Raw genomic sequence first — 13,432 nt, 5'->3', positions numbered from 1 at the left:
TCGGTTCCGCTGTCCAGCGGCCGAGGGCTTCTTCGTGCGCTCGCGACGTCAGACCCAGACTCCGCGCGCCCCCATGAAGTCGATCGGGTTGGTGTAACCGCCGTTGATGTACACCTCGAAGTGGAGGTGGCATCCGAAAGAGTTTCCGGTGTTGCCCGCGTAGGCGATGATCTGGCCGGCATTGACCCACTGGCCCCAGCCCACGGCGATGGTGTTGATGTGTGCGTAACCGGTGCCGACGCCGCCGCCGTGCTGAATGCGGATGTAGTTTCCGTAGCCACCGTTCCAGCCTGCGTAGTCGACTGTTCCTGACTGCGCGGCGAAGATCGGCGCTCCGCAGCCGTTGGCGAGGTCGACGCCGTAGTGGTATCCGCTGGAGCAGTATCCGGTGCCGCATTGCACCATGCGCGGGCCATAGCCCGAGGAGCGGTGGCCACCTTGCGGCCTGACCCAGCCTCCGTTGCCGACTGCACCGCCACCATCGCCGCCGCCATTACCAGCGGGAGCGCCGCCGCCTCCGCCTCCGCCTCCGCCTCCGCCGCCGTTTGCTTCTTCCTCGGCTCTCCGGCGAGCTTCTTCCTCGGCTCTCCGGCGAGCTTCGTCTTCCGCAGCACGTCGTGCCGCTTCCTCGGCCTTGCGCTTTTCTTCGGCGATGCGCTTCGCTTCTGCGACGCCCGCTTCGTAGTCGGCGACCGTCTTCGCGGTTTCGCTCCGCAGCATTTCCAGCTGCGCTTCGAGTGTGGTGAGGTACTGCGCCTGCTCAGCGAGCGCGGCTTCGGCCGCCGCCGCAGCCTGCTGCGCGGCGATCATCTTCTCTTCAGCGATCTTCTGCAGGCGGTCACGCTCGGTGCGAGCAACGACCGCTTGATCGCTGAGCGACTGGGCGGAGTTGCGGGCAGCAACCGCGTCATCGTAGACCGACTGGTTGTACTGCAGGAGCTTGTCCATCGTGCCAAGCCGCGAAAGCAGCTGGTCAGCGTTCGCGGCAGAGCCGGCGAAGAAGAGTTCGAGGGCGGTGTCGTCGCCGCCATTGCGGTAGAGCTGCGCAGCTACTTGGCCGGCCTTACGCGCGGATTCATCGGCCATCTCTGCCTGCGCATCAGCCTGCGTCTGCAGCGCTTCCGCTTCGGCGATGGCCTCGAAGAACGCCTGCTGTGCCTCGAAGTACTCATTGCCCGCTGCTTCGGCAGCCGCCTGGGTCTCAGCGACCCGTTGCGTGAGGGCTTGAATCAATCCCTCGATGCGGGTAATTTCAGAAGCTTTCGCCGCTTCATTGTTCTTGGCGCGCTGCACGTCGTCCCAGCTCGGGTACGTGGCGGCGTAGGCGGCGTTCACGCCGGAGCCGATACCGAAGGCACTGAGTGCGACAACACTGAGCGCGCCGAGCCCGAGGGCGTTGCGGCGCGTGAGAGCACTCTTCTGCCAGAAGGTGCGTTGCTCATCGACGCTGGGCGCGCACCCGCAGGAGTCCCCCGCGTCAAGCGCAGCGTCCATCATGGACTGCTCGTCGTTCACACGGCCCCTTCCAGCGGTTTCACTCATGCCACAGTAGCAACATCTTTAACATCCGCAACAGCGAGCGATAGTGTGCAGACGCGGCAGACGACACCCCATCGTCCTCCCGAAACGCCCGGGCGGGAAGACGGCGCGCCCTCGATTCGCGTTTTGCTCAAAACATCGCTTATGCTTGAGCGTCGGCAAGGAAGTCCCCCGGGACAGCCTCGGCCCCATCGTTTAGCGGCCTAGGACGCCGCCCTTTCACGGCGGTAGCACGGGTTCGAATCCCGTTGGGGTCACTCAATCCGATACAATTTAATAGCATGGCCCTGTAGCGCAGTTGGTTAGCGTGCCGCCCTGTCACGGCGGAGGTCGCGGGTTCAAGTCCCGTCAGGGTCGCTCTAAGCGACGGGCCCTTTTTTCGAAAAGGGCCTTTCGTCTAGGTTGCGGCAGATTTATGATGTGCCGCATGGCTCTGTAGCTCAGTTGGTAGAGCGCACGACTGAAAATCGTGAGGTCACGGGATCGACGCCCGTCGGAGCCACACGGGTGATCATTACAGTCATCCTAGAAACCCCCGCCTAGCTTCTAACATGGCGGGGGTTTTGCTTTGCCCTGGTCAGGTCGAGTTTTCTCCTTGGTCACGTTGCGTTTTCTCCCGATCGATGCGCTTGCGAATTGTCCAGTTACTGCGCATCCTGCAAGAACGTTCCGCGGCACTCCAGGTCTTTGTGCCGGGAACGTGCCGGGAGGGAGCAAGAACAGCGCCCTAAGCTGCCGCCCCCGTAAGCTCTACGCTGTCCTGTGTGTCCTCACCTACGCCCCCCACCGCGGATCCCGTCGAACAGCTCTGGAATGTTTGCCTTCGATCAGGACAACGACTAGCCGAGATGAAGACAGCTGCGGCGACGGCAGCGGACGCAGCAGAAGCGGCACGGCAGCACCACCCTGGAAGCGTCATCGTTGGCGTCTTCGCGCTACCCCTGCCATCGTCCGGCCCGATCTCCTCCATGTATTCAGACATGCCCCCGAGCTACCGGGAAGTGCGAGCGCACCGAGCGCCCGCTGGTGAACCACACGGGTACTCCATAGTGAGCACCTCCCGCACCGGGGAACGCTCGTTCATCCCTGGACGCCCAATGTCTCTCGACGATGCACTTTGGCGGAGGGACTGGCTTCTGCGCAGCTACTTCGAGAGGCTCATGTGCCATCGCACCGGAAGACGTTTTGAACCGGAGCCGATCCTGCCAGCCATAGTCCGACTTACTGAGACCCTCACACTGACCTTGGAGAACAGCGGGCAAGTCCTGCGCTAACAGCAGCATTTGTACCTGTTTTCGGCCACAAATGCTGTCGATAGAGTGCGGTGTCTGTGGCCTACGCGATCCTGGACTCTACAGCGAGATTTCCAAGAGAATCGGAGCGAGCATGCAGACAATCGCGGAGCCGAAGACCCACGCCTGGGACGACGTCGACTGGCGGGACCGCTACCTGCACATCGTCAGTGATGACGAGGATGCGGCCGATATGCTCGCCGAGGTTCTCGCAGAAGTCGACCAGCGCCACCCGTATGCGCTCTGCGGCCTCAGCCCCGTTTGCTTCGAGCGGAAACCAGATCCCGAGGTCTCACGGACCGACTGCCCCGAGTGTCTGGAGCTCAACGGTGTAGACGCTTTCCAACGCGAAGACGTACAAAAGAGGATGCGATCGACCCCGGATCGGTCGTTGTAAGCCTCACCGGCTGGGCCTCTTAAAAACTGAGATCATCATCGAGCGGTTTGGGGGTGACGTCGATGCCGAGTAGAACCCAATTCGCAAGGCTCGAGCGCGCAACTGACCTATTCTTCGGGTTCGGGACGCCTGATCATCCTGACGTTAGTAATCCCACCCTGATTGACACAGTCCTCGGCAATCTCGTAGACGCGCGACAGGAACTCAGCATCCGCCACATCGGCATCGATAGTCGCTTCGACCGGAAGATAACGCCTCAACGGCACAGAGGTGCCGTCATACGGATGTCCGCTCTGGTCAACTGTCTGAATAAGCAGCGGGTTCGAGTTGGACCATTCGATACCAACCTTGACGTCATGCTCCCCTGTCCCGCGCGACTCACTCCATTTGCGGACGAGCGCCAGAAAGTCAGCCACAGCACATTCAATGGCCGCCGAGTCCACTTGACTGTCTCGCATTTCGCCGCCATAGGGCTTCGGATGGCCACCAACCGTCGCAACCATACTGACCGAACCGTCGTCGTGGATCGACGCTCCGGCCGCGCGCCAACGAGACTTGTCCGTTGTTTGCGCGTTCACAGCTACCCACCGACGTAGACCCGGTCGCGGGTTATTGACAACGCTGTCAAGGGGGTGAACACCAGTCGGGCCCGCAAGCACTCGGCCCAACTTCTCAGCTCTCGCGAATACCGAACGTGCTTCCGTACGTTCAACACGTGCTGATCCGGCGACAGACAGGCGCGGTCGTGCGATAGCGATCAGGACGGCGCGCTGGCTGTCGCTCCAATTGGCTGCGGCGTCATCATAGAGCTGCGCTAGAGCAGTAGCGGAGCGGCGTCGCTCGTCCAGGCGGGCCCGATACGCCGCCTCAAGCTGCCGTTCGTTCATCCACTCGGTATCTGCGTCGTTGCGAAGAGGAGCGCCGAAGAACTTTTCCTTGAAGATCAAGTGAGGCCCATCAGCAGAAGGCGGCACGACGATCGCGAGTCCCCGATTGCCGGCCACTCCGAAAGCATGGATAGCGACAAATACCGGCGGCGTAATCGCTCCGTAAGCTGCAGCACGAAGCGTCCGTTCGTGATGCTCCGTGAGCTCCCCCACGTCGTGTCGACCGATCGCACGCTTCTGTTCTTCGTATACTCCGTAAACGATGACACCGCCACCGCTGTTAGCCATGGCGGCCACATCCTTCGGAAAATCAGTGGCCGACAGACCCTTCGTAGGCGGCAAATCCCGCTTCCAGTCAAGGTCATCAGTTTCCGCGATGTGTTGCTCGACGGCGGCATCGATCAATTCATCGGTGATTGGGCCTGCGGCACACCCAAGCAGCCGGTGGAGTGCGGTGAAGAGCATACGCAATCATCGCATTTTGACTTGGCTGCGGGTCCAGCTGTGGGAACTTTCTTTACTTGTTCAAGGCCGGCCTAGCGGCCGGCTACGCCACCTGCGGTGCGTCCGGTCCTCGCTCCGCTGCGGTCCGGGCGCTCCTCAGCGGCGCACCCGAGCGGCTTGTCAACGAACGAACCCCGCTCACGCATCGTCTAGCTCACTGCTCGCCACACGGTTGCCAGCCAGTCGCCGCCCCACCTCTGTCACGCGGACGATGTGTTCCTGCGTAGTCGCATTGCGGTGCTGCTCGCTACGGAACGCTTCCTCAAGCCAAGCCGGCCCTTTTCGCGCGATGACATCCGGGGCGAGCCTCTCCAGTTCCCCTGCGCGTACGAGCACCAGCCCAACTGTCTCGAGTCGCTCCATCAGCTGAAGTAGCGCCGCCCGCGCCTGGCCGACGAAGGCAGCGATACCGTGCTTCTTGACTTCTACCCAAGAAGACTCGCGCGAACGCAATTGGGAGAGCACCTCGTCGCGGACGGCCGGCGTATAGACCTCATCGCGCCGAGGCGTCAACGAACCTGCAACCGCGTCGAGTACGTGAGCGATTTTCACTGGCTCCCGTGGCGCGCGTTGAGCGGCCGTCGCCGTAGACCATAGCGTCGAAAGCTCGTCGTCCCAGTGGCCCCCAAGGGCGGTAAACAGACGCTTCGTCTCGGCCTCGTCTGAAATAAGGTCCATGTCTGGAGCGGCAACGACTGGGACATCGACAGCACGTAGCGCTTGAGCAAGCTTCCACATGCCTTGCTTACCAGCGCTCGCAACGAAGAGCGCCTCGCCACTTGGCGAAGCCCCTGCACTTTCGTTGAGGACTCCAGCGGCCGCGGCCAAGTACGCACAGTCACCCTCGGCTTCGGCCAGCACCACGACCTGATGAAACAGCCCATCGAGAACATTCGAGTACTTCAGGACCGGATCCGTCCATATGTTCCTCAGCTGCGCCGCGTCGAGTTGACGGACGGCTGAATTGGTGCCGCTTCGGCTCACACGAACCACAGAGACGTCACCACCGGAGTCGAGCAACCCCGTCAACAGATGACGATCATGTGTCGCAACGATGATTTGCGTGCCACGCTCAGTGGCGATCTTCCCCAGCTCGACGCCAAGCGCATGCGCCTGCGGAGGGTGCAGGAACGCCTCCGGCTCATCCAGGAGAATCAATGGATAGGTTGCAGTTACAACGGGCAGGAGCTGTCCGAAGAAGCTCCGCATGCCGTCTCCTTGCTCATCAAGGGCGGGCAAAGCACCCATAGCCTCGCGATACTCACGCGACACATCGTTGTATCGCGGAGCCTCGCCCGGAAGCTCTCCGACGCGAAGTCGAACAGTACGTGACAACGTGTCCAGGGTGAGAGGGCGGTCGAAAACTCGCTGGCTTATGTCGCTCAGACGCTGGCGCAGCTCGACCGAATCCTCGAGGTAGTGGACAGGGTGCGTCGGCGGCATCAATACCGAGTCCCGCAGCTCAGCCGATGCACCGAGGCTAAGCCGGCCTGACGCGTCTCCGTAGAAGGTCAAAAAAGCGCTAAGCCCTCCTACCCCTCCGGTACCACCACGCTCGATAGTTCGGTTGTTCCAGTAGTACTCGAAGGATTCCGCGTTCTCTTGCGACGCATGCGAGCGGACAAAATATGTGTTCGTTCCGTCTACGACTGGTGTTGAATTCTCAAGCATCCATGCGATGAGGTCAGCAGGGCTGTCAGATCCCGCAATCGACACCGCCTCGACGAGGATATGCGGCGGCTGCATCTGTCCTGAATGAACACCGATATACGAATGCGCTTCTCGAAGTAGAGTCGACTTTCCCGCGTTGTTCGCGCCGACGATCGCGGTGACCCCAGCACGCTGCGGTCTAATGACGCCGCCGCCGTGGACGCGGATCTCCTCTAGCGAGAAACTGAAATCGGCCGCGTCACCCCCCAAGAGATGCGAGTGACGAGCGCTGTATAGCGTTTCGAACTCAGCCTTATCGATGCTCCGCATAGTGACATAGTCCCATGACTTGATCGTGTGCCGGTTCTGTGCCGGTAGCCCCGCTGACACCACCCCAGACCAGCCGCAACCAACCGTGACAACTTCCGCGGAATCACGCGGCAAACGGCGACCAGCAAGCACCCGCTACCCCACCGAATCCAACCGAGAATCGTGAGGTCACGGGATCGACGCCCGTCGGAGTTGCTGTCCCTCACGAGGCTTCTACTCGTGGGGGACTTTTCTTTTAGTACTGGTCTGGTTGAGTCACGCGTTCCAGCTTCGCGAAGACGCGTGCTCATGGATGCTGTCGAGCACCCGCCCGACGAACGGGTCGTCGCCGAGCTGCTCTCGCGCAGCATCTGCCGCCGCGGCGTAGGCGGTCACGATGCCGTCCGTAATGTCATGGGCACGCATCTCGGCCCAGTCGCGGTCGATGCCGAGCCGTGCCGCCGCCCCGACCAGCGCATCGAGGCTGATCCGTCCGACGTTGCACTCCCCATCGATCGACATGGCGATCTTCGGGTTCCCCCCGCCGGCGGCGAGGTACGGAGCGTAGCTGCCGAGGTCATAAAGCGGGGCGAGCCTGGCACGATCACGCTGCAGCAGTAGCGAATAGTTCTTCGCGTGTGCATCAGTGCCGAGCGACGCCACCGAGAACACGAGGGCCTCGTAGAACTGTTTTGCGTTGCCTCGACGATCTTCGGCGTCAGGCAGAGAGTTGATGAGGCGGGCAATCGCGGCGATACCCGGTCCGCCCTCGGACTGATACTTCATGTCTGGTGGCACGCTCAGCGCCTGACAGAAGTCTTCCTGGTGGAGCCGATGCCAACGCCCTTCCTCGATCCGTCGGTCGTAGCGCGTGGAAACGAACACCGCATCGCCACGCTCGGTAGACACCAAGAAGTCGTCAGCAACGTGAAGCCGCAGCGCACGCGCGGCGGCCATCGTCATGAACTCATTGATGTGATGGTCCGGATACGGCGCGACCGCGGGCTTCAGAATGTGCGTGGTCGGCGTAGAATCCTGCGGCACCGCCCATCGCCCCTTCTCGGTACGGAACAGAGCGACCTTGGGCTGCGCTCCGGGAAGGCTCCAGCGCGCGTCATCTGCGTGCCTTCCCCACGTGTCACCATTGCGAACAAGATCTGCCACGAGCTCCGCGAAGTCAGTGTCGGAGAGTTCACGCACATCGCCTTGACGTTCGGCTGCATCAGCGCTCGCCTCGCCAGGAGGAAGCAACTGCACGGCACCGGCCGCATCACGACCTATGTGCGAAAGCAGAGCGAAGGGATTATTGGCGCTGACGCGATACTCGCGTCCAAGCTCCGCGAGTCGGCCAGGGCTGTCCGGAAGCAACCCCTGTAGGAAAGCGCGCACAGGTTTGTTCTTATGCCCGGCACGTACAAGCGGCATGGAGAGCGAAAGCGGGGTTGCATCGCGCCGGCGTCGGAAGTCATCGTCATAGGTAAACGACAATGCACCGCCTGCCGACTGCTCGACTACGCCGATCGCTTCGCCATCAAGATACGCGAACAGTTCACTCGACATCATCAACCTCGCTAACGTCGACGACGAGGCCGAGTTCACGGAGAACGCGCATGAGCCGAAAGAGTGTGACGGCGGTGGAACCGTTCTCCAGCCGCACGACCCACTCGCGCGTGACCCCGGCGCGGCGCGCGAGCTCGGCTTGAGACAGGCTCAAAACTTCGCGGCGCTCAGCAACGAGTGCGCCGAAGTCCGATGCAGCGCGTACTTCCATGTCGACCTCACAAGTGACTTATAACGCACAACGATACATGTGACTTATACCGCACACAAGAGGAAGTGGCTTATACCGCACACCCTGTGGCGCTCGTGACCAGGGTGGTCCAAGATGAAGCCATGTCCCACCAACGCCATGTTTTCGCGTTTGCTCTGACAGCGGTATCCGTCGTTCTTCTCGCCGGTTGCAGCGCTCAGGAGCCGTTCGCGGACCTTCAAGGCGATCGCGAGACTCGCGATGAACTACCGCAGTTGGAAGATTATGCGTACGACGCGGTTGACGTTCCGTCCAGTCGGTTCGTTGGGGAACACGACGGCACCTCACTCTGGCTCGCTCGGGGGCTTGAAGGGTCAACCGTATGTCTTGTTGCAGACGCCGGGGACGACTGGACCGTGTCGTGCGGCGCCGCGCCCATCGGCTCGAAGGGCGTTGCTGGCACATTCGAAGTTCTACCCGACGGCTTGATGGCACCAGATGGAGCAACGCAAGTCTCCGAGAACGTCTACGCCTGGTAGTGACTACCGGCCGCTTCAGGGGAAGCCCCCGGTCCGTCCTCCAAGCCGCCCGTTAATCGAGCGAGACAAGCGCCTCCCGTACCCCGCACAACTCCGACCAGTAGCTACGATGGCGTGATGTGGTGGTCGGAGGAGGAATGGGCGGCGCTCACCGATCCGGTGAAGTGTGAAATGTGCACCGATGCGCATATCTCCGACGGCCCAATTCTTCTGTCTCCGACCGCCGCCCGCGAGGCAGTTCATTCGCTCCGACGCGTCTGGAGTGAGCTGTGAGCGACGAGGAAAACCCGGCAGCACTGGTCGAGCATCAGGCGGAGTGGGTACAGCGCGCATCGCGGCTGCTTGCGGAAGTACTGGATGCCGTCGACGGACTCGACGGCGCCGAGGCTGCAACGCTTGATCACATCGGCTCGACCTCCGTGCCAGGCCTCGCAGCGAAGCCGTTCGTAGACCTGCAGTTGCGCATCTCTCCGCTCCCCTCGGAGACCGACCTCGTCGCCCGGCTCACGCCGCTCGGTTACGTGCGTGCACGTGGTTCGCGCCCCGATTCCCCAGGCGTCGATCGCGATATACCCCGAGGGTCGATCGAGGCTGATCCCCGCGTCTGGGAAAAGCTGCTGTTCTGGCATGAAGACGCCCAGGCGATACTTCACGTCCGTCGTGCGGACTCACCATGGGGTCTGTACACCGTCTGGTTCCGCAACTGGCTTCGCGCGAACACCGACGCGTGCCAGCGATACGAGACGGTGAAACGAACGCTGAGCGCGCAGCAGATCGGCAAAGCCGATTACGACGACTACACCCTGGCCAAAACGGAGTTCTTTGATCGGGTCCAGTCAGAGTTCGAGGCGTGGGCAACGAAAGATAGTTGAGGCACGCCGTCTACCAGCCAGCCGCGTGCCGCACCACCGTCGCGACGTCCTCAGGCGAGAGAGCTCGTGTGTCGACATTCAGCTCGTGTGCACGGAGAGGCAACGACGCCTGCGTGCTGCTGATTCGGATGATGCGGTCGATCGCAGCATCCGACGCGCCGACGATGTCGTCTCCGGCAAGCGTCGGGCCTCCCCCGCGCTGGCGGTGGCGGGCGTGTGCCCACCGATCCGCGGCGGATGCAGTGAGGCGAACAAACGAGACCTGCGCGGTCGGAAGCGCCGCGCGCACCACCACCGGATCGACCTCGAGTGGGGCCACCACAACGAGCCTGTCGGCGCCCACTTCACGGAACGCTCCGTGTAAGCGCTCCAGGTTCGCGGGCCCGACCGCCCCGTCGATGTTCCAGGCGAAAGACAGCTGCGCGAAATCGATGAAGCCAGCACGTCGCCCCACACCCCATTCCCGGTTCACGACCTCCCAGCCGATTCGCGACGCGCCCGCCACGCGCGCACCGGTGATCCACAGCACTCGATCTGTTGACCGATCGACGCTCAAGACGGATCGGGCGGCGTTGACCGCGGTCGCCTGAGCCGAAGCCGGCTGCCATCTCGCGAGCACATCCTGGACTGTCTCCGCCTCCGAGCTGCCGTTCGTATCGACCCGATCCCACGCGGGATGCAGCCGCTCGGCTTCAGCGGTGCCAGCGACGAGCGCCTGACTGAGCTGTCCGTCGCTGAGCGCTCGCACCTCGAGGCGTCCACGTCGAACTTGCTCCGAGGCATCCAGCCAAATCGATCCTATGGAGATTCCGCCGATCTGCGGCGGCGGATCATCGGGCCATGCAACCCCGGAGACGATCAATCGGCTCACACCAGCGACTTGGAACACTTCGGCGATACCAGCAAGTGCGCGCTCTTTGAGCGCCCAACGATCTCGGTCATTGTCCGGCGCGGGGTAGCACATCCCCAGTTGATCGATGTCCACGTATGCAGCCGCGACGCCGTCTGACGCAATCTGCTGTGCAATCGCCCACGCCGTCGTGGATTTTCCGACGCCGGGCGCGCCCGCGAGCCGCAACAGATCCATGCCTCGGAGCCTACTCATGGAGGCGAAGAGACGACGTGTACGGAGCAGGGATCACGCTGCCGCGGATAAGCTGATCGCACGATGAGCTCCGACGACAACGCCACCCGCCGCATCGAACTGACACTGCACAAGCCCTGGTTCGCTCTGTACGCCGGAGTCAGGCCGACACTCGTCATCGAGGGCCGAGGCCAGCCTGTCCAGTGGGGTCTCGGCACCTGGCAGGTTCCATCCGACCAAACCGTGAAGCTGGGTGTGTTTCTCTTCAACCGGTTATGGCGTTTCGGCCAGGCGGAGTTCGCGCTCGAGCCCCGCCATGCGCCGGCGATCAAGTACCGGGCGCCGATGTTGCCTTTCCTCCGCGGCAGACTCGGGATCGATACCGACTAAGACCCTCGTTCGGAGACACAATAGGAGTATGTCTCCCGAACGCGAGTGGCGGTTGCTGACTTCGGTACGCCGTGCCATCCGAACCGACCCCTCACAGGTCGCGCTCACCGAGGCGTATCCCGTCCTTAATGAGACCGTCGTCGTGAAGATCCTCGACCTCGCGCTGCGCGTGGGCGAGTCGATGTTCGCCGTCGGTGCATCCGCGCACGATGCCACCTTCGCCATCACTCGCATCTCCCAGGTGTACGGCCTCACCGGAGTGCAGGTCGAGGTCACGTTCAACGCCATCAGCGTCTCGTATCATCGTGGCGAAGAGGACTGGCCGACCACGCTGCTCCGTGTGGTGCGCGCCGCGTCACCGGATCACGCGAAGCTGCAGCGACTGCAGGCCTTGGTCGTCGACATCACCGACGGAATGGAGCTCAGTCAAGCGCGGATAGCCTTCCGAATCATCCGACGCACGCCATTCCTGTATCGCCCCATCGTCGTGATCGTCGCCCGCGCGCTGCTCACCGTCGGCGCCGCGATCCTGTTCGGCGCATCGCCTCTCATCATCCTGCTGACGTTCATCTCAGCTCTCTGCGCGGCGTTCACCCAGGCCGGGCTCGCTCGCCTGCAGGTTCCATCATTCTTCAGCCAGATTGCGGGCGCATTCGTCATCACCGCCTTCGCGACCGTCGTCTCGGCTCTCGGCGCCGCCGGCATCGAACCCTTCACCGATGTGCAGCCCTCGATCATCGTGGCCTCGGGCATCGTCCTGATGCTGTCCGGTCTCACCGTCGTCAGCGCCGCACAAGATGCCATCGACGGGTTTGCGCTCACCGCCGTCGGACGCATCCTTGATCTCACCATGCAGACCGTCGGCGTCGTGCTGGGCATCCTCATCGGCCTCGAAGTCGCCCGCCTGTTCGGATTCAGCGTGGCACTGCCCAATGATGCACTGCCATTCGGGTCGCTCCCCTCTCAGATCGCAGGCGCGGCGATCATCGCAGTGGCGGTTGCGTTGTTCAACGGCGCGGGGATGCGAATCATTCTCGTCAGCGCAGTGCTGAGCGTGATCGCGATCCTCGGTTACACCTTCACGCTCCTGCTCGACATCCACGTCGGCGCGGCAAGCGCCGTCGGCGCACTTCTGGCCAGCTTCGTCGGCATCCTGATCGCCCGCAATCTGCATGTCCCGTCGGTCGCCGTCACGACCGCAGCGATCGTTCCGCTGGTACCGGGCCTGACAGTCTTTCGGGGACTGCTCGGGATCGTCGACTCCGACGGCACTGCCGAAGGGATGCTCGTCGGCATCAGCCCGCTCGTACTCGCCGGAACAATTGGCGTCGGCCTCGCCGCCGGCGCGTCATTGGGGCTCTACCTGGGCACGCCGATACGCGAAACCCTCGCCAGCGTCGCGAAATCGCGTGCCCGCGTCAGACGCTGAGCGCCACCTGCGTGATGCCGGTCGGGCGTGATGTCAGCCGCGGCTGCGAGCGACGTACACGGTGTTGGATGACACTCCCTCGGTGACGGGGTTGTCGAAGTTGACGACGTGCGCGACGGCGTCGTTGAACACTGCGTTCAGTTCGACCATGAAGACATCGTCGGGCGGATCATCCGACCACAGCGCGAAGACACCGCGCGGCGCGAGGTGTCGGTCAAGCGCACGCAGACCGGCCGCGTCGTAAAGATCAGCATGCGTCGGGTCGAGCTGGTGACGCGGCGAGTGATCCACGTCGAGCAGGATCACCGAGTAACCGCCAACACCTTCGACAGGTTCCGCGCGGATAATGGCGAAGAAGTCGTCTTCGACCAGGGTCGTTCGCGCATCGCTGACGAGCTCGGTCGACACCGGCAGCAGCATCCGCTCATGCCAGCCGATGACGGCGCCAAGCCGATCGATCACCGTAAGGGCGCGTACTCGCTCATCTCGCAATGCGGCGACAGCCGTGTACCCGAGCCCGAGGCCTCCGACGAGGACCGTAAGGTCGTCACCCTCGACAGCGGCGAGACCGAGGTTCGCAAGCTCTTCCTCTGCCACCGTGAATAGGCTCGACATGAGGTACTCGTCGCCGAGTTTGACCTCGTAGATCTCCTGCCCCACCGACGGCTCCGTGCGCCGCCGCAACATGAGGTCGCCGATCGGTGTGGGCTGCCAGTCAAGTTCTTCGAACCGAGTGATCACTGCGGCATCCCTCCGTTTCTACTCACACTACCGGCCGTATAGCCCAGTC

Annotated in this window: 11 protein-coding genes and 3 tRNA genes; 7 read left to right on the top strand and 7 right to left on the bottom strand. The window is 62.7% G+C overall.

Annotated elements, in window-relative coordinates:
- Positions 1-48: 48 nt before the first annotated feature.
- Positions 49-1,542, bottom strand: coding sequence for a M23 family metallopeptidase (locus ACSU1G_RS12915; RefSeq protein WP_439280356.1), 1,494 nt, complete (start codon positions 1,540-1,542; stop codon positions 49-51).
- A gap of 181 nt (positions 1,543-1,723) precedes the next feature.
- On the opposite strand from ACSU1G_RS12915, the gene ACSU1G_RS12910 reads away from it, so the two are divergent.
- The 4 genes from ACSU1G_RS12910 (at position 1,724) to ACSU1G_RS12895 (ending at position 3,228) form a co-directional block, all read left to right on the top strand.
- A tRNA-Glu gene (locus tag ACSU1G_RS12910) sits at positions 1,724-1,796 on the top strand.
- 26 nt (positions 1,797-1,822) lie between these two features.
- A tRNA-Asp gene (locus tag ACSU1G_RS12905) sits at positions 1,823-1,896 on the top strand.
- A 72-nt stretch (positions 1,897-1,968) separates the two neighbouring features.
- Positions 1,969-2,041, top strand: a tRNA-Phe gene (locus ACSU1G_RS12900).
- Between the two features lie 884 nt (positions 2,042-2,925).
- Positions 2,926-3,228: a hypothetical protein gene (locus tag ACSU1G_RS12895; RefSeq protein WP_439280355.1), complete on the top strand. Its 303-nt coding sequence runs from the start codon at positions 2,926-2,928 to the stop codon at positions 3,226-3,228.
- Positions 3,229-3,335: 107 nt separating this feature from the next.
- On the opposite strand, the gene ACSU1G_RS12890 is transcribed toward ACSU1G_RS12895, so the two are convergent.
- The 4 genes from ACSU1G_RS12890 to ACSU1G_RS12875 all read right to left on the bottom strand — a co-directional run bounded on the left by ACSU1G_RS12890 (position 3,336) and on the right by ACSU1G_RS12875 (position 8,349).
- Entirely contained in the window at positions 3,336-4,580 is a 1,245-nt protein-coding gene (locus tag ACSU1G_RS12890) for an AlbA family DNA-binding domain-containing protein (protein ID WP_439280354.1), read from the bottom strand.
- 177 nt (positions 4,581-4,757) lie between these two features.
- A complete protein-coding gene (locus tag ACSU1G_RS12885; RefSeq protein WP_439280353.1) occupies positions 4,758-6,599 on the bottom strand; it encodes an ATP-dependent nuclease in 1,842 nt (613 codons plus the stop codon).
- A gap of 255 nt (positions 6,600-6,854) precedes the next feature.
- Positions 6,855-8,138, bottom strand: a complete 1,284-nt coding sequence (locus ACSU1G_RS12880; RefSeq protein WP_439280352.1) for a HipA domain-containing protein — start codon at positions 8,136-8,138, stop codon at positions 6,855-6,857.
- Complete coding sequence (locus tag ACSU1G_RS12875) at positions 8,128-8,349, bottom strand: helix-turn-helix domain-containing protein (protein ID WP_439280351.1); 222 nt, start codon at positions 8,347-8,349, stop codon at positions 8,128-8,130. Before ACSU1G_RS12875 ends, ACSU1G_RS12880 begins: the two co-directional genes overlap by 11 nt.
- Positions 8,350-9,136: 787 nt before the next feature.
- Between ACSU1G_RS12875 and ACSU1G_RS12870 the strand changes: the two genes are divergently transcribed.
- The gene (locus tag ACSU1G_RS12870; RefSeq protein ID WP_439280350.1) at positions 9,137-9,739 is read left to right on the top strand and encodes a GrpB family protein; all 603 of its coding nucleotides are present in this window, start codon (positions 9,137-9,139) and stop codon (positions 9,737-9,739) included.
- Positions 9,740-9,749: 10 nt separating this feature from the next.
- On the opposite strand, the gene ACSU1G_RS12865 is transcribed toward ACSU1G_RS12870, so the two are convergent.
- The gene (locus ACSU1G_RS12865) at positions 9,750-10,826 is read right to left on the bottom strand and encodes a hypothetical protein (RefSeq protein WP_439280349.1); all 1,077 of its coding nucleotides are present in this window, start codon (positions 10,824-10,826) and stop codon (positions 9,750-9,752) included.
- Positions 10,827-10,907: 81 nt separating this feature from the next.
- Between ACSU1G_RS12865 and ACSU1G_RS12860 the strand changes: the two genes are divergently transcribed.
- Positions 10,908-11,213 (top strand): hypothetical protein, encoded by a 306-nt coding sequence (locus ACSU1G_RS12860; RefSeq protein ID WP_439280348.1) that lies wholly within the window; start codon positions 10,908-10,910, stop codon positions 11,211-11,213.
- Positions 11,214-11,241: 28 nt separating this feature from the next.
- The gene (locus ACSU1G_RS12855; RefSeq protein ID WP_439280347.1) at positions 11,242-12,642 is read left to right on the top strand and encodes a threonine/serine ThrE exporter family protein; all 1,401 of its coding nucleotides are present in this window, start codon (positions 11,242-11,244) and stop codon (positions 12,640-12,642) included.
- A gap of 33 nt (positions 12,643-12,675) precedes the next feature.
- Here ACSU1G_RS12855 and ACSU1G_RS12850 read toward each other — a convergent pair whose 3' ends face one another.
- The gene (locus ACSU1G_RS12850; RefSeq protein ID WP_439280346.1) at positions 12,676-13,383 is read right to left on the bottom strand and encodes a spermidine synthase; all 708 of its coding nucleotides are present in this window, start codon (positions 13,381-13,383) and stop codon (positions 12,676-12,678) included.
- Between the last annotated feature and the right edge of the window lie 49 nt (positions 13,384-13,432).

This window comes from Microbacterium sp. A93, from assembly GCF_051842835.1.
Note: the sequence above shows the minus strand (reverse complement) of the source record. Positions and strands in the feature narration are given on the sequence as shown.

Coding starts and splice junctions, on each gene's coding strand:
- ACSU1G_RS12880 (WP_439280352.1), bottom strand. CDS start 8,138: ATGTCGAGTGAACTGTTCGCGTATCTTGATGGCGAAGCGATCGGCGTA.
- ACSU1G_RS12875 (WP_439280351.1), bottom strand. CDS start 8,349: ATGGAAGTACGCGCTGCATCGGACTTCGGCGCACTCGTTGCTGAGCGC.
- ACSU1G_RS12895 (WP_439280355.1), top strand. CDS start 2,926: ATGCAGACAATCGCGGAGCCGAAGACCCACGCCTGGGACGACGTCGAC.
- ACSU1G_RS12885 (WP_439280353.1), bottom strand. CDS start 6,599: ATGCGGAGCATCGATAAGGCTGAGTTCGAAACGCTATACAGCGCTCGT.
- ACSU1G_RS12890 (WP_439280354.1), bottom strand. CDS start 4,580: ATGCTCTTCACCGCACTCCACCGGCTGCTTGGGTGTGCCGCAGGCCCA.
- ACSU1G_RS12915 (WP_439280356.1), bottom strand. CDS start 1,542: ATGAGTGAAACCGCTGGAAGGGGCCGTGTGAACGACGAGCAGTCCATG.
- ACSU1G_RS12860 (WP_439280348.1), top strand. CDS start 10,908: ATGAGCTCCGACGACAACGCCACCCGCCGCATCGAACTGACACTGCAC.
- ACSU1G_RS12855 (WP_439280347.1), top strand. CDS start 11,242: ATGTCTCCCGAACGCGAGTGGCGGTTGCTGACTTCGGTACGCCGTGCC.
- ACSU1G_RS12865 (WP_439280349.1), bottom strand. CDS start 10,826: ATGGATCTGTTGCGGCTCGCGGGCGCGCCCGGCGTCGGAAAATCCACG.